Here is a 22508-nt window from a genome sequence, read left to right as displayed (position 1 = left end):
AGAGGGATTATTGAGGCATGAACCTCCAACGCTCGAGCGGGGCGCTGCTCCATATCACCAGCCTGCCGGGGAAATACGGCATCGGCACCCTCGGTCCTGAAGCCACGGCCTTCGCGGAGCGCCTCAGGGACGCGGGCATGCGATACTGGCAGATCCTGCCCATCGGCCCGGTTGACGCGAAGCTCGACTACTCTCCCTACGCGTCGATCTCCGCCTTCGCCGGCAACTGGCACTTCATCAGCCTGGAAAAACTTTCCGCAGAAAAGTGGTTCTCCGCCGCGCCGGGTCCCTTTCCCCTGCCGGAAGGCCACGCGGTCCCCTTTGAAGAGGCGGTCGCCTTCAAGCTCCCCCTTCTGGCAAAGGCCTGCGACGATTTTTTCGCCGGGGCATCGGGGGAAGAGATCCGCTCCTACGAAAAATTCCTCGAATCGGAGGGATACTGGCTGGATGACTATGCCCTCTTTTCCGCGGTCGCCGAGGAAACGGAAACCACGGACTGGCTGGAGTGGGATAACGATTTATCGATGCGCAAACCGGAGGCCCTCCGGCGCTGGAGAGATCTGCTGAAGGACCGGATCCGCTACCACAGCTTCATCCAGTTCTTATTCTTCAAACAGTGGGCGGATTTCCGGGAAAGCTGCCGTGACCTTGGCATCGAGATTATCGGCGACATACCTATCTATATAACCATGGAAAGCGCGGACGCGTGGTCCAACGCCGAAATCCTTCAGCTGGACGAAAATACGCGCCTGCCCCTCACCGTGGCCGGCGTTCCTCCCGATTATTTCAGCAATACGGGCCAGCGCTGGGGGAACCCCCTGTACCGCTGGCACCAGGGGAAGGCCCTGTGCGCTGAGACATTCAGCTGGTGGGCGCGCCGCATCCGCCATTTAATGAAGCTCGCGGACATCATCCGCATCGACCATTTCCGGGGATTTGAATCCTACTGGTCCATTCCCGCGGACGAAACGACCGCCGTCAACGGAAAGTGGGTCAAGGGCCCGGGCATCCAGTTCTTTAAAAAGCTCCACCAGGAGTTGGGGCATCTCCACCTCATAGCGGAAGACCTGGGAGTGATAACGCCGGAAGTCGAGAAGCTCCGGGACGACCTGGACCTGCCGGGCATGCGAATATTGCAGTTCGCCTTCGACTTCAACAATAAGAACTACTACCTGCCCCATAACATCGACAATCCAAACTGCATCCTCTATACCGGGACCCACGACAACAACACCACCAACGGCTGGTTCTACGGCACCGAGATCGACGAGAACGCCCGCCGCTACATCATGGAATACCTGGGCCTCGAGGACTGGTCCGATTTCCACTGGAAGCTGATCCGCCAGGCCTACCGCACCGTGGCCGACATGGTTATCATCCCGGTCCAGGACATCCTCGGCTTCGGTCCGGAATTCCGCATGAACCGGCCCGGCACCGCCGAAGGGAACTGGCGCTTCAAGCTCATGGAAGGGAGCATGACCCATGACATGACCCAACGGCTCAGGAGGATGGCACAGATCTACCGCAGGCTGCCGGAAGACACCGGGGAGGATGAATAATGGAAGCGGATAAGAAACCGGTCATCATCAGGCTCATCATAAGCATACTCATTCCCCAGGCAACAGGCGCTATCGGCGGTTTCCTCACCGCCCCCGCCATTGGGTCATGGTACGCCGCCCTGAACAAGCCGTCTTTCAATCCTCCAGACTGGATCTTCGGGCCGGTGTGGACCGCCTTATACCTGATGATGGGGATAGCCCTCTTCCTGGTATGGAAAAACGGCCTGTCACGGAGAGAGGCAAAGCTTGCGGTTACGGCCTTCGGCGTCCAGCTTGCCCTCAATCTCGCCTGGTCATACCTCTTTTTCTACTTGCACAGTCCTTTCGGCGCCTTCGTCGAAATCATAGCCCTCTGGCTTGCCATCGCCGCGACCCTGGCTTTCTTCATGAGGATATCGCGGGCCGCTGGCCTCCTACTGGTGCCCTATATCCTCTGGGTAAGCTTCGCGGCAGTGCTCAATTTCTTCCTCTGGCGATTGAACATCTGACCGGCCGGCCTCAGGCCTTCACCAGCACCTCCGCGTTCTGGAGCATGGCTGTCAGGTCACGGGCCTGCTTCGACAGGGAATCGCTCACCGAGGAGGTCTTTTCCACCAGGACCGAGTTCTCCTGCACGACCTTGTCCATCTGGGTGAGGGAAACCCGTATCTCCTCGATGCTGTGCTGCTGCTCGTCGCTCTGGCGGTTGATGTCCTTGATGACCGTATCCACATCGCGGATCGACGTGCATATCTTGTTGAGGGCCCCGCCGCTCTTCCCGACCAGCTCGGTGCCCTCGTGGATGCGCGACAGGGACTGGTCGATGAGGCCGCTGATCTCCTTCGCGGCGTCACCGGCCCGCTTCGCCAGGTTCCGCACCTCCCCCGCCACCACGGCGAAGCCCCTGCCGGCCTTGCCGGCCCGGGCGGCCTCGATGGCGGCATTGAGGGCCAGGATATTGGTCTGGAAGGCGATCTCGTTGATGACCGCCGTTATCTGGGATATCTTTTCCCCGGACTTGTCTATGTCCTTGATGAAATCAACGGCTTCAACAATCATCTTTACCCCTTCCTCGGCAACCCGCGTCGACTCGGCGGCAAGACGCGACGCCTGGCCGGTATTCTCCGTGTTCCTTCTGATGGTAGCCACGGTTTCCTCGATGGTGGCGGTGACCTCTTCGAAGGCCGAGGCGTGCTCCGTGGTCCTCTGGGACAGGTGACGGTTTTCATCGTTCAGGCCGTCGGAAAGAGCGGCAAGGTTCCGCGACAGGTCAAGGCCCGAGTTGAGGAGGTTCTTCATGACAGTGTGCTCCTCTTCGGTCTTCATGCTCGCTTCCAGCCGCCTGATGGTATCCTCCACCATTTTCATCAGTATGAACGAGGCGATGGCGATTATAATCATGCTCTCGGCAAAGCTGACGATGGTTCCCTTCACATCAACCGGTGTCAGCGCGGAAGCGTTCAATCCGGCCGCCACGGCTACGGCCATGGAAACAAACATGGTCATTATCATCGCCCAGCGGGATGAGAAGAGAGCGGTTATGATCATGAAAATATAGAGCATGTGGAGGCGGTTGGAGAACTCCAGGGCGCTTTTGTAATCAGTGAGGACGATCTGTAGCCCCATGGCGGCAAGGGAGCCGAATATGGCAAGGTTTGCGCCGATGGAATACTTGCCGGAGCGAACCAGGAAATAGGCGACAACGATCATCAAAAAAATCGAAGCCCTCATGGCGTTTCGACCGGTCAGCAGGGATTCGCTCATGGCAATATTGAGAGAGACGGACAAGATAACCACAAGAACCGACAGGATTCCAATCATGTACAGGAAAATCTTGACCTTCTGCTGCGTCATGTAGGATTCTTCTTTATATTTATCCAATGCATCTGATAACAGGCGACTATACATGATACCTCCTCCACAAAACAAAGTGTTTGGGGCCAGAATAGTAAGATATAAAGATCGAAAAAGTGGATGACTGATTTTAAAATATCGTTTATATCCGTCCAGTCAAGAATTTATTCCCGGGTTTGTACTTGTTAGTCTTACACCGCCAAGATTTTTTTTGAAAATTATCTTACCCTGACACCTGTTAACCGATAACTATCGGCAAACTCCCCTAAAGCATCATGGATTTCATTATGGGAAAAATCACAAAAATCAGTTAGTAGGATCCAGATATAATTATAGACAGACAATATGTCGGTTACAGGATTGGACATAAACCTAGACATGGAGGCGTCACATGTCCAATAAGATGAGTAGAGATACCTTAGGAGATATTTCCCGAAGAGCAGCGGCAAAATTCAATGATAAAACAGCCATAGTTTTTAGAGACAAAAACTTTTCATTTGCCGACCTTGAGCGAAAGGCATGCTCCTTTGCCAATCTGATGATCCGACTGGGTGTCAAAAAGGGTGACAAGGTAGCCATAAATTCTTACAATTCCCATCACTATCCCATAAGCCTCCTGGGACTCGCAAAAATAGGCGCAATCCAGGTGCCGATCAATTTCATGCTCAACGCCGAAGAGATCGATTACGTGGTCACCCATTCCGGGGCTAACATATTCCTCGTGGAAGACTCCCTGCTTCCCGTGATCCAGTCAAAGAACAATCTCTTCAAAAACATAAAGTCATGGGGGCTGATACCCCTGGCGGGTTCCGATATCCCCTCGGGCTTCTTTGACCTTGACTATGAAATGTCCGCCGTGCCGGCGGACGATCCCGATGTCGCGGTTGAAGCCGAGGATATCGTCCAGATCCCCTACACCAGCGGCACCGAATCCAGGCCCAAGGGCGCCATGCTGTCCCACCGGGCCCTCATGACCCAGTACTTCAGCTGCATGATAGACGGCCAGTACGAGGCGCAGGACGTGAGCCTCCACGGCCTCCCCCTGTTTCACTGCGCCCAGCTCCACTGCTTCCTCATGCCCTTTCTCTATACCGGGGCCGAGAATATAATTCTGCACAAGGCGGATCCGCTGGAGATGATGCGGTGCATCGAGAAATACAAGGTCACCCACATGTTTGCGCCCCCCACGGTCTGGATAGGCCTGCTCAACCATCCGCGCCTGCGGGACTTCAACCTGTCAAGCCTCAAGAAGGCCGCCTACGGCGCCAGCATCATGCCGGTGGAGATCATCAAGCAGCTGTCCGACACGTTCCCGGGGCTCCGCCTCTGGAATTACTACGGCCAGACCGAGATGGGACCGGTCGCGACCATCCTCAAGCCCGAGGACCAGCTCCAGAAGCCCGGCTCGGCCGGCAAGGCGGTCATCAACGTCGAGACCCGCCTGATGGACGATGACGGCAACTTCGTCCCCGTCGGCTCCGTGGGCGAGATCGTGCACCGCTCCGGCCAGGTCATGACCGGATACCTGAACGATAAGGAAAAATCAAAGGAGGCCTTCGCCAACGGCTGGTTCCACAGCGGCGACCTGGGCAGGTTCGACGAGGACGGATTCCTCTACGTGGTGGACCGCAAGAAGGACATGATCAAGACCGGAGGGGAGAACGTGGCGTCCCGCGAGGTGGAGGAAGTGCTTTACCAGCACGCCGATATCGCAGAGGCGGCCGTTATCGGCCTTCCCGACCCGAAATGGATAGAGCTGGTCGCGGCGGTGGTCGTACTGAAAAAAGGCTCCGGCGCGTCCGAAAAAGATATCATCGACTACTGCAAGAATAATCTTGCCGGGTTCAAGTGCCCCAAGAGAATCATTCTCGCGGACAGTCTGCCGAAGAACCCTTCGGGGAAGATTTTAAAACGGGAGCTGAAAGAAATGTTCGCTTCGGTGAACTGATCCCCGGAGAAGCGGCTGAGGGTGCCATCCCTGGAACCCTCAGTATACAATATATGACAACAGGGCGCCACAAGCGCCCTGTTTGCTTCACCGGCCACCGCAGCGGAAATATTCCCCGGGGAAAAATATTGATTGATAATTTTCATTCCAGCCCGTACACTAATCCCGTTTTTTCTTTTATGGCTTTATCGGTTATGCCGTACTTTGCGTCACGGAGGCCGGGTCCCGGCGGTGATGCGATATCGAATGAGGCAGGGCAGGAACGAAATCACCTAATACGCCATAACGCCAATGGAACCAAGCGGCATCATTGCCTCTATCTATCATAACTTCTATTCCGTCTGCGCCCTGATCCCGGCCACCTTCATGCTTTCGCTGGGGACAATCCTCCTGATGGTGCCCCGAAAATCGAAGGCGACCCTGCATCTTGGCACCACCTATATAATGATGGCGCTCTTCTTTTTCGGGTACGTTATCGCCGCCATGGTCTATCATCCGGCGGCGGCCTATCACCGGTGGATTACCGCGGGGTTCGTCACCTTTGCGGAGATACACTTCATCCTTTCACTTCTGAACCTCCCCGAGGAAAAATATCCCCGCGCGGGCCGTATTCTCGGCATGGTGCTCTATTTCGTCTCGGGAGCGTCATGTGTCGCATTTGCGATTATCACCTACCATTCCCCGAAGATTTATCACTTCGCCGGCCACTACTGGGATTTTGACGCCGACGCCATAAGCACCTATATCGCGATACTGATCATTGCGTACCTGATACTCTTGTTTGCCGTTGGCCTGTGGCGGATTATCATCATAAAATCCGGTCTTCGCTGGACCATATTATCCATACTGATGTTCATTTTCATCAGCATCATGATCCCCGCCATTGCCAATCTCCTCAGCCGAAACGGCATCCTTGACCGGGGCACGTACCAGATCACCCAGTACATCTCCACCGTCATCGGTTTCTTCGCCGTGTTCGTCATTTTCTTCAACACCACCAAGGAGCGCACCAGCCTCCTGGTGAAGATACTCGGCATCAGCTACGCAACCCTGCTGATCATGATCCAGGCCGTATCCTACTTCTCCCTGAGAAGCCTTGATGCCTTCTATGATACGCTGAAGAAAAACGACATGGTCATAGTCATGGACACGAACCGGACCGTCCCTGACCTCTCCTACCTGGTCGAATACAGCTGCGGGGACGATCGTACGGAAATGCGGAAAGGCGCCATGTCAGGCACGGCCATTGATTTCCAGTCCCTGCGGAGCGAATATTTCAACACGGTCCTCCTCGAGCGTATCAGGCTCATCGGTGCGCGATCACTCACTTCATTTCGTGATGAGATTCATAAAATACTGGACGTCACGCCCCCATTCTTCGGCGGATACCGCGCCGCAATCCTGGCGAAGGTCGACCGTCTTCCGGCCGATACGACCGACCCCGGCGCGGAAATCATCGGGGAGATCGACTCGCTTCAGCTCCGTGTCGCCTCGATGGCCGTCGGGATATCAAAATTGCCGGACCATGGCTTTGCCGGCCGTCTCCGGGATCACCTTCACGGCAGCCATGGCGGCATGGAGCATTTCAGCGGAGCCATTCTCTCCCACATCGCGGCCGCGCGGGCCGACGGACCCGAGCTGAAGCGGGAGGTACTCGGTTTCCTCTCGCCGATGCGTCCTGTCGGACAGAGGCGCTATCGTACCGGCGCGGACGGAATGACTCACCATATCGCCTTCATGGAGTTCGATCCCGTCCGGAAGGTCCTCCATGAGGCGGCCTTTGACTATCGCGCCTATCGCGAATTCCACCATCGCACCGCGAAGAAGCATATCATCATATTCGCCGTCATCATTGCGGCGATATTCCTCGGCTTCCGCTTCTTCTTTCTCGGCGCCTATGTCAGGCCCCTGAAGCGACTCCTTGACGCGATAAATCGTGTCCGGGAGGGGAACTACGATATCGCGATTCCCATCACGGTCAATGACGAGCTTGGCTACATTTCCCATAATTTCAACGAAATGGCCGGCACCCTCCAGATGTCCCGGGAGGCCCTCTCCGATTACGCGGAAAACCTGGAAAAGATGGTCAATGAGCGCACCCTGGAGCTGGAAAAGGCGTGCGACACCATATGGAGCGAGATGGAGCTGGCGCGGAAGATGCAGACCATCCTGGTGCCGGATCATCCGCGGATGGATGGATACGAGGTCACCGCCTACATGGCCCCCGCGGAAATGGTGGGAGGCGACTACTATGACATCATCAACCAGGGCGGCATGGACTGGGTCGTTATCGGTGACGTTTCCGGCCACGGGGTTCCGGCCGGCATCATCATGATGATGGTGCAGACCTCCATTCACACGATCCTCGCGGGCAACCCGGGCATCAGGCCCTCCAACCTTCTGGAGCGCGTCAACACGGTCATCACCGATAACATAAAAAAGCTGAGGGAAGACAAGTACATGACCATAACGGTCATCGCCTGCCTGAGCAGCGGGAGACTTACCGTGTCGGGCCTTCACCAGGATATCCTGATTTACCGATCGCTGTCAAAGCGCGTTGAGGCGTTCCGGCCCGCCGGCATCCTGCTGGGCCTGAAGGACCTGCTCGAATACAATCCCGAGGACAGGGAGCTGAACCTTGAACGGGGCGACGTGATGCTCCTTTACACGGACGGCATCACCGAATCGTGGCGCAAGGGGAGCGTCCGCAATCGCCGCAATCCCCGGCTTGACATGTTCGGGCAGGACCGGCTGGCCGACATACTCCTGTGCAACCACAACCGGAGCGCGGAGGAAATACGTGACGCCGTACTGGAGGAGCTCGAGGGATTTCAGTGCATCGACGACGTCACCATGGTCATCATCAGGAAAACATGACGGGGCGCCGCGGACATCACTTCACCTTCAGGATATTCTTCGACACGACATAGGCTCGTTTTTCCTTGCCGATGAAATCCATGATGACCCCTTCCAACATGATGGACGTTCCGCCTGACAGTCCCGGAACGAGCTTCGGTGAGTAGACGTCGATTTCGCCGCCGGATTTTCCCTCCGGCCCGTCAAGACGTACGGCGAGGTGCTGGCTCTCGTCCCGTTCCCTGATTTTCACCACCCTGCCCTTCCAGCGCACCGCGAATCCCCGGTACCGGTACCTCTTCTTTTCTATGTCTCCATAGGGCACGGCGGCGAACTCCCGGTCCTCCAGGTCGGTGACGAACTTGATGAGAAAGGCGACCTTTTCCTTCACCACGAAATTGACATTGCTGTTGTAGAGGCCGTTCAGGATGAAAAGGGCGTCATTGTGCTTTTCCGCCTTGATGAGCCTCCGGGCGCGGTCGAAATCGTTCGTGACGTCGCGCACCGACCGGTAATAGACGGGGACGCGGTCCCGGCCCATTTTTTTGACCAGGTCGAATTCGGTGCCGCCCAGGGCCACCCGGTCGATGCCGCTGTAATCGCGGTGCTTCGCGCGCAGCCCCCGTACGGCTCCGGTGAAGAGCCCCGGCCCCGAATAGAGCCATACGGCCAGGAGCGCCAGGATGACGGCAAGGATGACGGCCGCGGCTGCAATGGCGATGCGGCGCCGGGAAGCGCCGCCCTCGCGGAGGATGCGTATCCCCCGCTTCTCCAGCATACCGATATAGGCCCTGTTTTTGGCCGCGGTTTTCAGTGTCTTCGGCGGAGGCGGGATGCTGACAAAATCCTGGAGGCGGGCGTTCTTCTGGAGCTCGCGGAAATCCTCCGCTTCGCTGACCAGGGTGCGGCCGCGGTGGATATGGGCGTCCGCCGGAAATTTCGCCATGAGCTCGATGTAGAGCTTCAGCGCCTCTTCCCGCGTCGCGGCGGATTTAAGCTTCAGGAAAGCGTCGAGCTGGATGAGGGGCATGTAGGACCTGTTCATCTCCCGCATCTTGACGACGAAGCGGGCGAGCTTCCCGAACTGGTCGGTGTGCAGGTAGGCCACGGAAAGAAGGAGCAGAACGTAGATGTCCCCGGCGCCCGACGCGAGCACCTTCTCCAGCACCAGTATGGCTTCCTGGTATTTCTTCCTGTCAAGGGAGCCGTAGGCGTCCCTTATGAGGCGGTAATGTACCTGTGCCGAGTCCACGGATTGATTATGAAACCACCGCGGTCGCTCCGTCAATCACGATTTCGCCGAAAAAAGGAGGTAATCATGTCCACGACAGGGATATTTTCATCGCGGGACTTGCCGATGATGAAGCCGATGAAGGCCAGGAGGAGAACGATGAGGGTCTTCCACCACCCGATGGTGAGCAGGAGAATCCCGATGACAAAGCCGAAGGCGGCGCCGATGGTTTTCCCGGGGTTCTTCTTTATCCAGTCGGCGATCTGTTCGAAGAAATCCATGCCTACATCTTAACCCGCTCGATATATTCCCCGGTCTCGGTGTTGATCTTGATGTAATCGCCCTCGTTGACGAAGAGCGGGACCTTGACCTCCGCGCCGGTCTCGACCTTGACGGGCTTGCGCACGTTGGTCGCCGTGTCGCCGCGCAGGCCCGGCTCCGCATAGGTGACCTTGAGCACCACCGACGCGGGAGGCTCGATGGTGAGCGCCTCGCCTTCGTAAAAGGCTATCTGGACAACATCCTCTTCCTTCATGAACTGCAGGGCGTCCCCGATGGCGTCGGCCGGAACATGCTCCTGGTCGAAGGTCTCGGTGTCCATGAACACCACCGAGTCCCCCTCGCGGTAGAGATACTGCATGGGCCGCTTTTCGAGGCGCACGTCCTCTATCATGACGCCGGCGTTCCAGGTCCGGTCTATGACGTTACCCTTCCTGACGTTGCGCATCTTGACCCTGACGATGGCGCCGCCCTTGCCGGGCTTGTGGTGCTGCTGCTCGATGACGGAAAATAATTCCTTGTCGATAATTATGACGTGTCCGCGTCTGAGATCGTTTACAGAGATCATATTCAACTATCCTATAACAATGATGTCTTTCGATGATTTGGTCAGAACCTCGCGCCCCTTCGCGGTGACCACGACCATGTCCTCTATGCGGACGCCGCCGACGCCGGGCACATATATGCCGGGCTCGATCGTGATGGCCATGTTCCTTTTCAGCTTCAGGTCTCCCAGCTTGATGGCCGGCAGCTCATGGACCTCCATGCCGATCCCGTGACCGAGGGAATGGCCGAAACGGTCGCCGTAGCCGGCTTCCGCAATGATGTCCCGCGCCGCCGCGTCAAGCTTCCCGGTGGTGATCCCGGGCCGCACCGCGTCAACGGCCGCCTCCTGGGCCTGCTGGACAATGCGGTATATGCGCTCAAGGGCGGGGTCAACATTAGAAATGAACATGGTTCTTGTCAAGTCTGAATTATAGCCCCGGAACTCGCACCCCATGTCGATGAGGATGACCTCCCCGGCCCGCACCTTCTTGGTCATGGAGGTGGCGTAGTGCGGCATCGACGAGCCCGGGCCGGAGGCGATGATGCAGTCGAAGGAAGTCTTTCGGCAGCCGTGCTTCCGGTAGAAATGCTCGATCTCCACGGCGATGTCCCACTCCCCGTCCCCAGGCCTGATGATCTTCTTGAGATGCTCGACGCAGGCGTCGGTGATCTTCGCGGCCTCCCTGAGAATGGCGAGCTCGTCCTCGTCCTTCACCATGCGGACTGTGTTCACCTCGTCGCCGCCCGGCATGAGCTTCACGCCTTTCAGGTTCCTCTTCATGTTACGGTACACGGAAAAGGGGGTTGAGTGCTCTTCGAGGAACAGCTCCCTCGCGCCGATGGTCTTCAGGACCGATTTCAGCGTTTCAAGAAAGTCTATTTTCTGGAGGACGAATTCCACGCCCTTCGGCATGATGGAGCGGGCGTACTCCTCGTACCGCGAATCGGATATGAAATAGGACCGTTCACTGCCGATGACCAGGCTCGCGTAGGATCCGGAAAAACCGGTGAGGTAGCGCACGTTCACCAGGTCAGTGACAAGGTAGGGGAGCGCCCCCCGGTCCTGGAGAGCTCTTTTCAGTTTCTTTAAACGCATATGGCATATCCTTGCCGTAATCTGTCCCCCCTAAAAACCCCTGGCGGGGGCTTCACTGATCAATATTAACAATACAAGTTCCCCTCCGGGGGATTCAGGGGGGAGATGGATAGAGATGGGGGGCTGCCGGGCAATGCACCATGTTATTTCAGCAGTTCCTTGTAGTCGTCCCTGCCGCGGCCCTCGGCCCGCTTTTTGTTCCACTCTTTTTCATCTATCGGCACATATTCGATATCGGCGTCCTCTTTTCTTGTCATTTTTATCGCTTCGAGGGGGCACGATGACACGCAGAGGCCGCACCCTATGCAGCGGTCGCTGATCATGGCGGTGCCGCCGATTTCGATGACCCCTTTTACCTGGCACCGGTCACGGCAGGCGCCGCAGGCGGTGCAGAGGTTCTCGTCCACCACGGCCCGGTAATTGGAGCGCGCCATGGCGGAATCCAGGCCGAGTTGATTGACGCCCCGGAGGATGCCGCAGCAGCAGCCGCAGCAGTTGCAGATAAAGATGTGCCCTTCCTTCGTGTTGGAGATCATGTGAACAAGGCCGGAATCCTCGGCTTTTTTCAGAACCGCATAGGCCTCCTCCTTGGTGATGGGCCTTCCCCAGAAGTAGCCCTCGAACATGTTCTCTATCGGGGAGAGCGCCATGCACACTTCCATCGGATTGTCGCACTTTTCTCCGAGGATCATCTTTTCCTTTTTACAAATGCAGTCGCCCACGGCCCATGATTTCGCCTTTTCGATCAATCCGGTAATGGATTCGTACGGCTCCACGACGGAGCCGGCGGGTATCTCCTGTTCCACGGGGACTACTTTCGTCAGGGCCGGGGTCTTGCTCCAGAAATATTCGCCGAACCCGCGCTCGAAATACTCCTCGCACAAGTCGACCAGCTCCCGGTCGAGGCGGTATACCTGCCATTCATAGACCCCGAACACGAAGGGCGCCAGCTTGTATATCTTCGCGCCCCCGATGGTGACGCCGAAGATCTGGCCGTTATTGGCCATTTGGGGGAGCATTTTTTTCAGGTATTCTACGTCGAGGCCGGTCCGCGCCGCCATGGCCTCCGCGGTCTCGAATTTCATCCGCATCTTCGTGGCGACCTCCGCTTCCTCCTCGGTGAATATCTTTTTAAGGATTTTTATCTCAAGACCGTCATCAGTGGATGGGTAGCCGTTGGGCATCTTGTCAAGAATATCCCTGAGCCTGTAGTATACATCATCTGCCATGGTGCACCTCGCCGGTTAATATCATAAAATCAATCCAAACATAACAGTGTTATGTTTAAATGCAAGTATTTTTTCCAGATTTGTATTCAGGATTTTCCATAACACCGGATCGGGGGTTCTCGCAGAGACACAGAGGCGCAGAGAATAATAAAGAATCAATACAATGAAATCCATTACCCCGGTCTATGCCGTTATTGAATACCATGGGCGAATCATTTGAACTCTGCGACTCGGCGGCTCCGCGAGAAATTTTTCTTTTTTCCACATATTGTTCAGGCAAACCCTTTGATAAGCAATGCCACGGAATAGAGGAAGTATCCCATGGAACCCACGCCGATGGCGAGGTTGACCAGGCTCAGCGGTGGCTGGAAGACCAGGATGACACGCATCGGCACGATCCCGGCGAGGGTGAGATAGGCCAGGGTGCCGCCCATGGAGGGGGTATTCCCGTTCTTCAACGCCCGGGTGATGCTTCCCCAGAGAAAGATCTCGTCCCAGAGACAGAGAAGCGTGACCGCGATGACAGGGAAAATAAACTTCCTGAAAACCGTGTCCGCCCCGGAAGGCCCCCACTCAGCGGACGCGCCCTTTCTCAAGCGCTTCTCGATAATCCAGAGCAGGTAGAATTCGAGGAAGGTAAAGAGCGCCCAGAGGGGTATACCGATAAGGATGTATTTCATTCGCAGGGCATCGAGGAGATAGTAGATGAGGTATATGTTCATGGCCCACATGCCGAAGGGAAGGAGAATCTTCAGCGCCCGCGCCCGTACGGCAGCCACCGGCGTTCCCCCGCCCCGCTGCACTTCGGTGCCGGCGAAGACGATGCCGCCGCCGATGCCCACCGTGACCATGAGATAAGCGAACACGGACATCACGATAAAATCCGGTTTGCCGAAAATGTCAAAGACATTCTTCGCGATGCCTATATGGAGGGCGCACACGATCCAGAGGGCGGCGATACCGTACATCACTATGACAAGGGGCTTCTTGTAATAGCCCAGGTATTCCTTGAGGATAATGCCAAGGTACCAGATGATAAAAAAATCGATGAACACGCCGCCGAGAAGAAGGGTTTTCATGGAGAGGATCTCGACAAGCCACTTGCCGCCGGTGACGAACCTGTACAGGAAGAACTCGGCGTAGGCGATGAGAAAAATGTCGAATAACAGCTCATCCAGGTTGAGGCGGAAGATATACTTCCGGAAAAAAGATGCTTGCCGATCCATGATGATTTCTATGCGCCCTGCCGTCCCCCGCGGTAGTGCCAAAAGACCGAGGCGAGGAATACCAGAAGCCATGCCGCGTTGACGGCGGCCATTCCGGCCATGATCACGAGCCTGCCCCTTGCTATTTCGCTGCCGGCATCGGCGATCCAGTGGACCGTCAGCGCCTTCGGGTCGGATTTCAGGCCGTACTTCTCCTCGGCCTCCTTCACTCCTCCGGGAAAGACATCCTTGACCACGGCCGTGCGGGTATTGGCCAGGCAGGCATCCGTGCTGTATTTGCATAATACCCAGACCGTGACCGGCCGGCTCTTATCCCAGGAATCGGGAACATAGGGTACGGCATAATACGTCGAGGCGGAAGAAGACTTCCGCGACATATTCCGGTCGACATGCACCCCCATGTATCCGCTTTCCAGCCTGCCGTCCCTGAAGCCGATGACCGCCGCATCCCTATACGATTCCGCGTCCGCCACTGACACGTTCTTCACCTCTTTGCCGGTGAGAATGGTAAAGGTATTATTGAATGATACGGCCACGACCAGGGAGGCCATGACGCACAGGAAGGGGAATATGAATACTGCATTGGATTTCAGGGCCGATTTCACAAGGAACCCGACCGCTATCAGCGCCAGGGACCAGCCCAGGACATTGACGATAAAGGATGCCGGCGACATCTTGTAATAGTTAACGGTATAGACTATGGTAATCATCATCAGGTTTATCTCGATGAATACCGCGAAAAAGGCCACGGCCAGACGCAATCTGGATGGCATGGCATGAACCTCCCCGAAAATTATCAGTATCCGCGCCCTTCATTAATGCGGTCCTTATCGAGAAAATGCAAGGTTTTTTTACTTTTGCGATGTCCGGGTAGCACTCGTAAATTAGGGAGGGGGCATGGGCCCTCCCTAAAAAAATACTGCTACCCGATGTCCAAACAATACCATTGATTTTAAACCGAATGTCGCGCCGGCTCTATGGCGTTAAGTTCAAAAAAATCCGAAAAATATCCTTGCTTTTTCGAGGCGCGGTATTTCTTTCACCCTATAGTCTATCGCATCCGGAGAACGACATGCCCGTCATAGCAAAAACGATCATCCTTCTTACCATTTCCAATATCTTCATGACCTTCGCGTGGTATTCCCACCTGAAGAACCTTAACAATTTCGCCTGGTACATCGCCGCCTTCGCCAGCTGGGGAATCGCCCTTTTCGAGTACTTGGTGCAGGTGCCGGCGAACAGGATCGGGTACACGACACTGTCGCTGCCGCAGCTGAAGATCCTTCAGGAAGTTATCACCCTGTCAGTATTCGTCCCCTTCGCCCTCATTTACATGAAGGAGCCGATACGGTTGAACTACCTCTGGGCCGGGCTCTGCCTCATGGGAGCGGTATATTTTATTTTTAAAGGCTGATACGCGGGGGCACTTTTCAGAGAAGCCCCGCCTCTCTTCCGTACATCGCGCCATTGCTCCCCGCTTTTTTTATCATTGACAACGATCGGCAATACACCTGTACTTTGAACGAATAATCCGGTTCCCCGATGGTGACCGCATACCAGGAGATATTGGCAAGGAGGTTGATTTCCCAGGCATGAAGCTATCAGTGCTCGCATTTATCATTTTCATATCGATAGACGCACTGTCCGCGACGGTTACCCTTGAGAAGAGTTTCAGGAAGACGCCCCTCGGCCCCGGCATCGAGTATCTGACCGATCCGGACGGGCGCCTTGGCATAGAGGATGTTCGCGCGAAAACGCGAAAGGACGGTACCGGCGACCCGCTGAACTGGCGGATGTCCGCCAACGAATCTCTCGGACTCGGCTTCACCAGGACGGCCTGCTGGGTCCGTTTCAGCGTCGCAAACAACACCGGCGCCGATTTTACCTGCTACCTTGAACAGAACTATCCCCTGATCAGCTTCATCGATTGCTATATTGACGACGGCGCCTCCCTCACGGTATATAAAACCGGCCACAGTTACATTTTCTCCCACAGGCCCCTCGACTACAGAACATTTGTATTCCCGTTGCCGATCAAGGATGGAAAAACGATCACCTGCTATCTTCGGTTCCGGTCCGATAGCGCCCTCAACATCGATCTTGCCCTGTACGCGCCTGACATGTTCAAGCGGAAGGACGATCGGGAATCGGCCCTTCTCTGGATCTTTTACGGCATGCTCCTGGTCATGGTCATGTACCACCTCATCCTGTTCTTTTCCGTGAAGGATATCGGCTACCTGTATTATATGCTTTCGATCGCCTTCATGCTCTTCCTCGCCATGGGCCTGAACGGCATGTCGTTCCAGCACCTCTGGCCGGGAAATCCCTGGTGGGAGCGGTACAACAACCCGGTCATGATAGGGCTTACCACCGCGTTTTTCCTTCAATTCGGCAGGTATTATGTGGACCTGCGGAAATTAATGCCCCGTGCGGACATCATCCTCACGTTGCTCATCGTCCTCTGCTTTACCGCCGGTATTTCCACCCTTGTGATACGGATTTACCGGTTCAGCATCCTGGCCACTACGGCCATAACCCTCGCGAGCATGTTCTATTGCATTTATATCCTGGCGATACTCACCCTGGTGAAAAAGTCGCGCACAGCCCGGTCCTTCCTTACCGCCGTATGCATTCTCATAATAGGCGTGATACTGTATATCATGAAAACATATGGTTTCATCCCTGGAAATATTATAACAAATTACAGCCTCCAGGCCGGGTGGGTGGCCATGGTCATTCTTCTTTCCCTCGGCCTGGCCGACCGCCTTAACCTCATGAGGCTCCAGGTGGAAGAGGCGCAGCGGAAATACATACATCTTCTCGAAAGTTCCAATGATATAATCTTCAACCTCGATGAGAAGTTCCGCTTCATTGCCGTAAACAAGGCTATGCAAAAGCTGCTGGGTTACGATCCGCGGGAGGTGCTTGATACCGGCTTCCTTGATTATATAGACCCGAGCGTTGAAAATGAGGTCGGCAGGCACCGGGACATCTTTGAGGAATACCTTGCCGGCCTGGGGAAGGACAATACATCGATAACCTTCAGGAGCGATTTCAAGACAAAATACCACCGGGACCCGGTGACGCTGTCGGTGAAGCTCGATTACATCACATCAGACGGGAAAGCCGGCATATTCGGCACCGCTTCCGTCGTGACGGACGACATCGTCCTGAACCTCATGGACAACGAGCGCCAGGTATACTACATTGACAACAACTTCAGCCATGCCGAGCTCCTCTGCCAGCGCCTGGTGAAAAACCTGGGCAAGCACCTGGACCAGCCTGGCATACAATCGGTAAAAACAGGCCTCCTGGAAATGATCATCAACGCCATCGAGCATGGCAATCTGGACATAGAGTTCAGCGAGAAATCCGCCGCGCTGGCAGGCCGCTCCTACCTGGAATTCGTGCGCGACCGCCAGAAAGACCCCCTGTACCGAGGGAAAAAAGTGATCATAGAGTATTCGCTGTCACCGGCCATGGTGGCTTACCGCATAACGGACGAGGGAAAGGGCTTCGACCATCGAAGCGTCATGGCCGTGTCCCTGGACACCATAAACCGGGACCTCCTCGCCCACGGACGGGGCCTCATCATCGCCGGCAAGTCCTTCGACGTGATGGCCTTCAATGACAGGGGAAACCAGGTCACGGTGGTGAAATATTTTCATGGACCCACCGGGGAAGAGCCGCGGTTTTAATTGTCGCCCTCCTGCCGGGGCGAAGCATCAAAAAGTTGTTTACAAAAATCGCCGATCAACAAAGACTTTTCTGCATTACGCCGGATCACTTGATTCATCCCCCAGCGGCGATGAACAGCAAATACCACATACAAGGAGCCGATCATGTCAACATGCACTTATACCGTAGACGGCCAGGGCGTCGCCCTTATGGTCATCAACAAGCCGCCGATGAACGCCCTCGGCACGCAGGTCATCAAGGACATCAAGGAGGCCGTGGAAAAGGCCATCAAGGATGACGCGGTCCGCGTGGTCGTGTTCACCGGCGAGGGAAAGGCCTTTATCGCCGGCGCAGATATCCCCGAATTCCTCGACCTTAACACGCAGCAGGCGGGTAGCGACTGGGTAAAGCAGGGACAGGACCTTCTGAACATCATCGAGAACGCGGACAAGCCCTTTATCGCCGCCATCAACGGCTACGCCCTGGGCGGCGGCACCGAGGTGGCCCTGGCCTGCCACATCCGCCTCGTGGACGAAACGGCCCAGATGGGCCTCCCCGAGATCAAGCTCGGCATCATCCCCGGCTTCGGGGGCACGCAGCGCGCGCCGCGGCTCTTCGGGACCGGCCGCGCCTACGAGCTCGTCCTCTCCGGGAATTTCATCAGCGGCAGGCAGGCCGCCGAGTACGGCCTGGTCAACCGCTGCGTCCCCAAGGGCGAAGTCGTGAACGAGGCGAAGAAGCTGGCGTCGGTCATCGCGCTCCGCGGCAGGCCGGCCATCAAGATCGCAATGGATGTCATCCGGAGGGGCGTCACCATGGATTTCGCCGCGGCCCTGAAGCTGGAGCGCGACTCCTTTGGAATGCTCTGCGAAACCGAAAACAAGCGCGAAGGCGTGGCCGCCTTTCTCGAAAAGCGCGACCCGGTGGCGAAGGACAAGTAGAAATACCACACACATCCCGGCATATATGTGCTTTGCCCCTCATCCCCCGTCCCCTTCTCCCATTGAAAATTGAAGAAAGGAGAAGGGGAGATATATTAAAGGCCGCTCATACATAAACCCTCTCCTTTCTTCCACGCTAAATGGGAGAGGCTCCCGACAGGAGGTCGCAGTGCCGAGCGCGGCCAGGACGGCCGAAAAGCGCTCTGCGTGCGCAAAGCGCGGGTGAGGGTAATTATTGTTAAAATGAATGAATATAAAAATGTTATATGTCGGGACTCAATAATGAATTTGATAATACGAAAAGCCGCTGAAGCCGATCTCGACGCCGTATGCGCCATCGAGCTGGATGGCCATGCCCGGTGGAACAGGCGGCAGTTCGCCGACGAGCTGGACCTCAATTTTTCCCGGTTCTATGTCATGGAAGACGGCGGCGTTATTATCGGCTTTGCCGTAGCCTGGATCGTCGCCGACGAGATACAGCTCAACGATATCGGCATCAGCAGGGACCGACGCCGTCGGGGACTGGCCACGGGGCTCCTTGACCGCATTGTCAGCGACACGCGGGAAACCCGCAGGCCGGTGAAAATCGTCCTCGAGGTTAGCGAGCACAATGATACGGCCCGGATGTTTTACGGCAGAAACGGTTTCGTTGAAACGGGCCGCCGCGCCGGTTATTATGACAATGTGGACGCAATACTGATGGAACGGGTTCTTGAACCATGAAGATCCAGGACGTACACTTCCTTAAAAGCTGCAGCGTCCCATCGCAGTTTCCCCGGTATTCCTATCCGGAGTTCGCATTCCTGGGCCGGTCCAACGTGGGAAAATCGTCTCTTATCAACATGCTGATGAAAAAGAAGGACCTGGTGAAGACCGGGTCCAGGCCGGGCGTGACCAAGACAGTCAATTTCTTTGTTCTCAACGACGCGATCTCCATCGCGGACCTGCCCGGCTTCGGCTACGCCAAGGTCCCCCTGGAGATGAAGAAGGCCTTTCTTCCCCTCATAAAGAAGTACATCGCGACGCGGTCGAACCTGAGGCTTGCGTTCCTCCTCATCGATATCAGGCGCACCCCTGACGACTACGAGGTGGAAATACTCTCCCTCCTTTCCCAGAGGGAGATCCCGGCCGCCATAACCCTCACGAAATGCGACAAGCTCTCGCGGAGCCGGCGGGACCAGCGCATCCGGCAGATCAGCGAGACCCTCGGCATTTCGCGGGATTCTCTCTTCACGAGCTCGGCAAAAAGCGGCGACGGCAGGAGGGAAATTCTGAGGCTGATCGGAGAATACTCCGCGCCGGCGGCGACCGCCGCGGATTAGGCGCGGCCGATTATATCCGTGTACCTGGAGCGGATATCCTTGTAGTCGATCTTGTCGTTGTAGATCTTGTACTGGTTCTTGCCGGACAGCTTGGCGTCATAGAGGGCGTCGTCGGCGGCCTTCTGCAGCTTTAAATATTCCTCTTTAGTACTGTCCGTCTTGATGCGCCTGAGCTTGCCGAAGTTCATGGAAAACACGGCCAGGCCGGCGCTGACGGTGACGAGGACTTCGTTATTATCAAAGTTGTACTTCAATGACTTGAAGCTCCTGTACATCTTGTCGAGGTAGGTCACCCCGCCCTTCAGGTCGGTCGAGGGAAGCATCACGTCGAACTCCTCGCCCCCGAATCGGATCAGGTAATCGGTGGGGCGCGAGTTCTCCTTCAGTATCTCCGCCAGGTCCACGAGGACAGTATCTCCCTTGTCATGGCCGAAGCGGTTGTTGAGCTTGGAGAAATTATCGATATCGAAACGCACGTAGGTTATTTTATACTTGTCGCTGGGAACGGTGTCCAGGGTCCGTGACGCGGACTTAATGATCATGGTGAGATAGTCATCGCGGTATTTCAGCAGATTGGTCTTCCAGTCTATATTGACCTTTTCTTCGAGGATGCTGTTCTTGTCAAGGAGGGTGTGATATTCAAAATTGAGCATCCGCAGGGTTTCCATCACGTCATCATCAACGGCACCGCTCTTGTACAGATGTGTCATGATATTGATGACGTTTAAATCGAAACTGCCCAGTTCCCGTTCTTTCTCGTCTTGATCTTCTTTGCCGCCCATACCGCTGCCTGTCGTAAGTTGTTGTTGCGCCCCCCTTGTTGAAGACACCGGGCCGTTTCACCGCCCATCCGGGCTGAACCGGTGACCCAAACGATTGCTCATAGTAAAAAATTGAATTGGCCAGTTGTCAAGTTTTTATTTCTTAATTGTTCCGGATGCCCGAAGCCATTCCTGTCCCAGGGCAATAAAAAAGGGCGGTTTCACAATCGCCCTTTTAAATTGCAAGATCCGCCGTTGGATGAGGATCAAATCTGCGTCATGAGGTACATGATGCGGCTGGCCCGCTCGGCCTTTTTCGCGGACATGAGCTGGATGATATAGGGCGTGATGCTTGTCCGGCCCACGTCCAGGGCGTCTGCGTCAATCTGCCTGAGCACGTCTATAATGAGGGGATCCTCCCAGTTGAGCATGATATCCACCGAGCTTTCAGGCGGCATGTTGATCATCTTGTTAGCCAGGACCTTTACGTTCTTCTTGTAGCCGGAATACCGGGTCTTCTCCTGGTCCAGCTTCTTTTTCTCCAGGTCAACGCCCTTGCGCATCTCCTCCATCTTTTCCTTCATGGAATCAATCTCTTTTTCCTTCTCGGCGATCAGGGCCTCGCGTTTGTCCAGGTCCTCGATCCGCTCCGATAGCTTCTGCTTTTCCTTTTCGAATTCCTCCCGCTCCACCAGCGACGGCTCGTCGTCCTTTGCCTCGGTCACCAGGGGCGGCTCGCCCTTGAAGCGGTTCACGTATCCCGAAATATTAAAAAGTCCTATGTAATCCATCCAGAAAACGCCACATGCCGAAATGAACAGGATCAGCAGAAGCAGGTACATGATTTTCGCTCTGTTGGATATGTTTCTCATTTATGTCCTCCTATCTACGCTTCACTGGCTGTTCTTTACGTACGCGTTTATGACCTTTTTCACGTATTCGCGGGTTTCCGGTATATCCGGAACCCCGCCTTTTTCATTCACGGCGCGTCGCCCGGCATTGTACGCGGCCAGCGCCTTGGTATAGTCGCCGTTATACTCCTTGAGGAGATCCTTTAAAAGGGAGACGCCGGCCTCAATATTTTCACCGGGGTCAAAGGGATCCCCGACACCCAGGTCACGTATGACCGACGGCATGAGCTGCATCAGCCCCTTGGCTCCCTTGGGCGACACGGCGTTGGGATTGAAATTTGATTCCGCCTCGATGACGGCCTTCACCAGCGCCGGCGGCACCAGCTTCTTGGCCGCGTAGAAATCGGCGATCTTCCGTATCTCCTCCACGCTATTTCCCTTGATCCCCGCGATGGCGCTGTCAGCAGCCGTGATCCCGCCGCTGTCACTGGCGGCCATGGCCCTTTTCTGGAATTCCTGGTAGCTCTGGCGGCCCGGCTGCGTTCCGACCGGCGTCGTATCCTGCCGTCGATTCAGGCCGAAACGGCCCCTGATCTCGTTGATGCGCTTCATGACGGTGTACATGTTGTCGATCATGGCGTCCTACGCTGTTTCCTTTTTACGCATTGCGTAAATTTTCTGGTTCGTTTCGTCGTTCTCCTTGTTGAGCTCACGGTTCACCTCGTAGGCGTGCTGGGCCCGCTTGCGCTCCCGGAGCTTTTCAACGACCTTGCGCGCCCGCGACGCTTCGACCAGCCGCGTCCGCACCTCCTGTATCTGGGGCTCCATGCTTTTGATCCGCTCCTCGGCGGTATCGATGGCCCGGAGGGACACATCGACGAAGCGCTCGAACAGGAGCGCCTCGCTGGAGGAATAGGCGCCCCGCCTCAGCTTTTCGCCGAAAAAGGCCTTCTGCTCGTCGATTCGGCGTCGCAGCTCGGCCTGCTTTTCGCGCTCCCGGTTCTGCAGGCTTATGATCCTCGCCAGCTCGTACTGTATCTCGCGCTCCCGCGCTTCACGTATGTCGAGAAGGGTCTGGAGCTTGAACTTGAATTTTTTCATTGGAATCTCCTTTATCCCTCACCCGCGCTCCGCGCACCCTCTCCCATTCAG

General features: G+C 55.9%; 21 protein-coding genes. 9 read left to right on the top strand and 12 right to left on the bottom strand.

Annotated features, from left to right (window positions below):
* Positions 1-17: 17 nt before the first annotated feature.
* Positions 18-1559, top strand: a complete 1542-nt coding sequence (gene malQ / locus KA369_21565; protein MBP7738578.1) for a 4-alpha-glucanotransferase — start codon at positions 18-20, stop codon at positions 1557-1559.
* Positions 1559-2047, top strand: a complete 489-nt coding sequence (locus KA369_21560) for a tryptophan-rich sensory protein (GenBank protein ID MBP7738577.1) — start codon at positions 1559-1561, stop codon at positions 2045-2047. Before malQ ends, KA369_21560 begins: the two co-directional genes overlap by 1 nt.
* Before the next feature lie 10 nt (positions 2048-2057).
* Here KA369_21560 and KA369_21555 read toward each other — a convergent pair whose 3' ends face one another.
* A complete protein-coding gene (locus KA369_21555; protein ID MBP7738576.1) occupies positions 2058-3392 on the bottom strand; it encodes a hypothetical protein in 1335 nt (444 codons plus the stop codon).
* A gap of 391 nt (positions 3393-3783) precedes the next feature.
* Here KA369_21555 and KA369_21550 point away from each other — a divergent pair, with 391 nt between their 5' ends.
* Complete coding sequence (locus tag KA369_21550) at positions 3784-5340, top strand: long-chain-fatty-acid--CoA ligase (GenBank protein MBP7738575.1); 1557 nt, start codon at positions 3784-3786, stop codon at positions 5338-5340.
* Between the two features lie 291 nt (positions 5341-5631).
* A complete protein-coding gene (locus KA369_21545; protein MBP7738574.1) occupies positions 5632-8217 on the top strand; it encodes a SpoIIE family protein phosphatase in 2586 nt (861 codons plus the stop codon).
* A gap of 16 nt (positions 8218-8233) precedes the next feature.
* On the opposite strand, the gene KA369_21540 is transcribed toward KA369_21545, so the two are convergent.
* The 7 genes from KA369_21540 to KA369_21510 all read right to left on the bottom strand — a co-directional run bounded on the left by KA369_21540 (position 8234) and on the right by KA369_21510 (position 14576).
* A complete protein-coding gene (locus KA369_21540; GenBank protein MBP7738573.1) occupies positions 8234-9448 on the bottom strand; it encodes a hypothetical protein in 1215 nt (404 codons plus the stop codon).
* 32 nt (positions 9449-9480) lie between these two features.
* A complete protein-coding gene (locus KA369_21535) occupies positions 9481-9708 on the bottom strand; it encodes a DUF2273 domain-containing protein (GenBank protein MBP7738572.1) in 228 nt (75 codons plus the stop codon).
* A gap of 2 nt (positions 9709-9710) precedes the next feature.
* Positions 9711-10274: an elongation factor P gene (efp, locus tag KA369_21530; protein ID MBP7738571.1), complete on the bottom strand. Its 564-nt coding sequence runs from the start codon at positions 10272-10274 to the stop codon at positions 9711-9713.
* Positions 10275-10280: 6 nt separating this feature from the next.
* The gene (locus KA369_21525) at positions 10281-11348 is read right to left on the bottom strand and encodes an aminopeptidase P family protein (protein MBP7738570.1); all 1068 of its coding nucleotides are present in this window, start codon (positions 11346-11348) and stop codon (positions 10281-10283) included.
* Between the two features lie 143 nt (positions 11349-11491).
* Positions 11492-12577: a 4Fe-4S binding protein gene (locus tag KA369_21520; protein ID MBP7738569.1), complete on the bottom strand. Its 1086-nt coding sequence runs from the start codon at positions 12575-12577 to the stop codon at positions 11492-11494.
* A gap of 272 nt (positions 12578-12849) precedes the next feature.
* On the bottom strand, positions 12850-13803 hold the full coding sequence (locus KA369_21515; GenBank protein MBP7738568.1) for a hypothetical protein: 954 nt from the start codon (positions 13801-13803) through the stop codon (positions 12850-12852).
* 8 nt (positions 13804-13811) lie between these two features.
* Positions 13812-14576 (bottom strand): hypothetical protein, encoded by a 765-nt coding sequence (locus tag KA369_21510; protein ID MBP7738567.1) that lies wholly within the window; start codon positions 14574-14576, stop codon positions 13812-13814.
* A gap of 299 nt (positions 14577-14875) precedes the next feature.
* On the opposite strand from KA369_21510, the gene KA369_21505 reads away from it, so the two are divergent.
* The 5 genes from KA369_21505 to KA369_21485 all read left to right on the top strand — a co-directional run bounded on the left by KA369_21505 (position 14876) and on the right by KA369_21485 (position 19744).
* Positions 14876-15217: a DMT family protein gene (locus KA369_21505; protein ID MBP7738566.1), complete on the top strand. Its 342-nt coding sequence runs from the start codon at positions 14876-14878 to the stop codon at positions 15215-15217.
* Between the two features lie 178 nt (positions 15218-15395).
* Entirely contained in the window at positions 15396-17501 is a 2106-nt protein-coding gene (locus KA369_21500; GenBank protein ID MBP7738565.1) for an ATP-binding protein, read from the top strand.
* A 144-nt stretch (positions 17502-17645) separates the two neighbouring features.
* Positions 17646-18422, top strand: coding sequence for an enoyl-CoA hydratase/isomerase family protein (locus KA369_21495; protein MBP7738564.1), 777 nt, complete (start codon positions 17646-17648; stop codon positions 18420-18422).
* Between the two features lie 282 nt (positions 18423-18704).
* Entirely contained in the window at positions 18705-19145 is a 441-nt protein-coding gene (locus KA369_21490) for a GNAT family N-acetyltransferase (GenBank protein MBP7738563.1), read from the top strand.
* Positions 19142-19744 carry a YihA family ribosome biogenesis GTP-binding protein gene (locus KA369_21485; GenBank protein ID MBP7738562.1) on the top strand — a complete coding sequence of 201 codons (603 nt, stop codon included), beginning with the start codon at positions 19142-19144 and terminating at the stop codon, positions 19742-19744. The genes KA369_21490 and KA369_21485 overlap by 4 nt, the downstream gene beginning before the upstream one ends.
* On the opposite strand, the gene KA369_21480 is transcribed toward KA369_21485, so the two are convergent.
* The 4 genes from KA369_21480 to fliJ form a co-directional block, all read right to left on the bottom strand.
* Positions 19741-20526 carry a GGDEF domain-containing protein gene (locus KA369_21480; protein ID MBP7738561.1) on the bottom strand — a complete coding sequence of 262 codons (786 nt, stop codon included), beginning with the start codon at positions 20524-20526 and terminating at the stop codon, positions 19741-19743. The genes KA369_21485 and KA369_21480 overlap by 4 nt on opposite strands.
* A 245-nt stretch (positions 20527-20771) precedes the next feature.
* The gene (locus tag KA369_21475; GenBank protein MBP7738560.1) at positions 20772-21377 is read right to left on the bottom strand and encodes a hypothetical protein; all 606 of its coding nucleotides are present in this window, start codon (positions 21375-21377) and stop codon (positions 20772-20774) included.
* A gap of 21 nt (positions 21378-21398) precedes the next feature.
* Positions 21399-21854, bottom strand: coding sequence for a lytic transglycosylase domain-containing protein (locus KA369_21470; protein MBP7738559.1), 456 nt, complete (start codon positions 21852-21854; stop codon positions 21399-21401).
* Between the two features lie 144 nt (positions 21855-21998).
* Complete coding sequence (gene fliJ / locus KA369_21465) at positions 21999-22457, bottom strand: flagellar export protein FliJ (protein MBP7738558.1); 459 nt, start codon at positions 22455-22457, stop codon at positions 21999-22001.
* Between the last annotated feature and the right edge of the window lie 51 nt (positions 22458-22508).

This window comes from Spirochaetota bacterium (assembly GCA_017999915.1).
Lineage (GTDB): Bacteria > Spirochaetota > UBA4802 > UBA4802 > UBA5550 > RBG-16-49-21.
Note: the sequence above shows the minus strand (reverse complement) of the source record. Positions and strands in the feature narration are given on the sequence as shown.

Excerpts from the sequence above, each read along its gene's own strand:
- KA369_21495 (MBP7738564.1), top strand. The coding sequence starts at position 17,646 with ATGTCAACATGCACTTATACCGTAGACGGCCAGGGCGTCGCCCTTATG.
- KA369_21490 (MBP7738563.1), top strand. The coding sequence starts at position 18,705 with ATGAATTTGATAATACGAAAAGCCGCTGAAGCCGATCTCGACGCCGTA.
- KA369_21535 (MBP7738572.1), bottom strand. The coding sequence starts at position 9,708 with ATGGATTTCTTCGAACAGATCGCCGACTGGATAAAGAAGAACCCCGGG.
- KA369_21560 (MBP7738577.1), top strand. The coding sequence starts at position 1,559 with ATGGAAGCGGATAAGAAACCGGTCATCATCAGGCTCATCATAAGCATA.
- malQ (MBP7738578.1), top strand. The coding sequence starts at position 18 with ATGAACCTCCAACGCTCGAGCGGGGCGCTGCTCCATATCACCAGCCTG.
- KA369_21525 (MBP7738570.1), bottom strand. The coding sequence starts at position 11,348 with ATGCGTTTAAAGAAACTGAAAAGAGCTCTCCAGGACCGGGGGGCGCTC.
- KA369_21515 (MBP7738568.1), bottom strand. The coding sequence starts at position 13,803 with ATGGATCGGCAAGCATCTTTTTTCCGGAAGTATATCTTCCGCCTCAAC.
- fliJ (MBP7738558.1), bottom strand. The coding sequence starts at position 22,457 with ATGAAAAAATTCAAGTTCAAGCTCCAGACCCTTCTCGACATACGTGAA.
- KA369_21520 (MBP7738569.1), bottom strand. The coding sequence starts at position 12,577 with ATGGCAGATGATGTATACTACAGGCTCAGGGATATTCTTGACAAGATG.
- KA369_21485 (MBP7738562.1), top strand. The coding sequence starts at position 19,142 with ATGAAGATCCAGGACGTACACTTCCTTAAAAGCTGCAGCGTCCCATCG.
- KA369_21470 (MBP7738559.1), bottom strand. The coding sequence starts at position 21,854 with ATGGCCGCCAGTGACAGCGGCGGGATCACGGCTGCTGACAGCGCCATC.
- efp (MBP7738571.1), bottom strand. The coding sequence starts at position 10,274 with ATGATCTCTGTAAACGATCTCAGACGCGGACACGTCATAATTATCGAC.
- KA369_21505 (MBP7738566.1), top strand. The coding sequence starts at position 14,876 with ATGCCCGTCATAGCAAAAACGATCATCCTTCTTACCATTTCCAATATC.
- KA369_21480 (MBP7738561.1), bottom strand. The coding sequence starts at position 20,526 with ATGGGCGGCAAAGAAGATCAAGACGAGAAAGAACGGGAACTGGGCAGT.
- KA369_21500 (MBP7738565.1), top strand. The coding sequence starts at position 15,396 with ATGAAGCTATCAGTGCTCGCATTTATCATTTTCATATCGATAGACGCA.
- KA369_21555 (MBP7738576.1), bottom strand. The coding sequence starts at position 3,392 with ATGACGCAGCAGAAGGTCAAGATTTTCCTGTACATGATTGGAATCCTG.
- KA369_21510 (MBP7738567.1), bottom strand. The coding sequence starts at position 14,576 with ATGCCATCCAGATTGCGTCTGGCCGTGGCCTTTTTCGCGGTATTCATC.
- KA369_21545 (MBP7738574.1), top strand. The coding sequence starts at position 5,632 with ATGGAACCAAGCGGCATCATTGCCTCTATCTATCATAACTTCTATTCC.
- KA369_21550 (MBP7738575.1), top strand. The coding sequence starts at position 3,784 with ATGTCCAATAAGATGAGTAGAGATACCTTAGGAGATATTTCCCGAAGA.
- KA369_21475 (MBP7738560.1), bottom strand. The coding sequence starts at position 21,377 with ATGAGAAACATATCCAACAGAGCGAAAATCATGTACCTGCTTCTGCTG.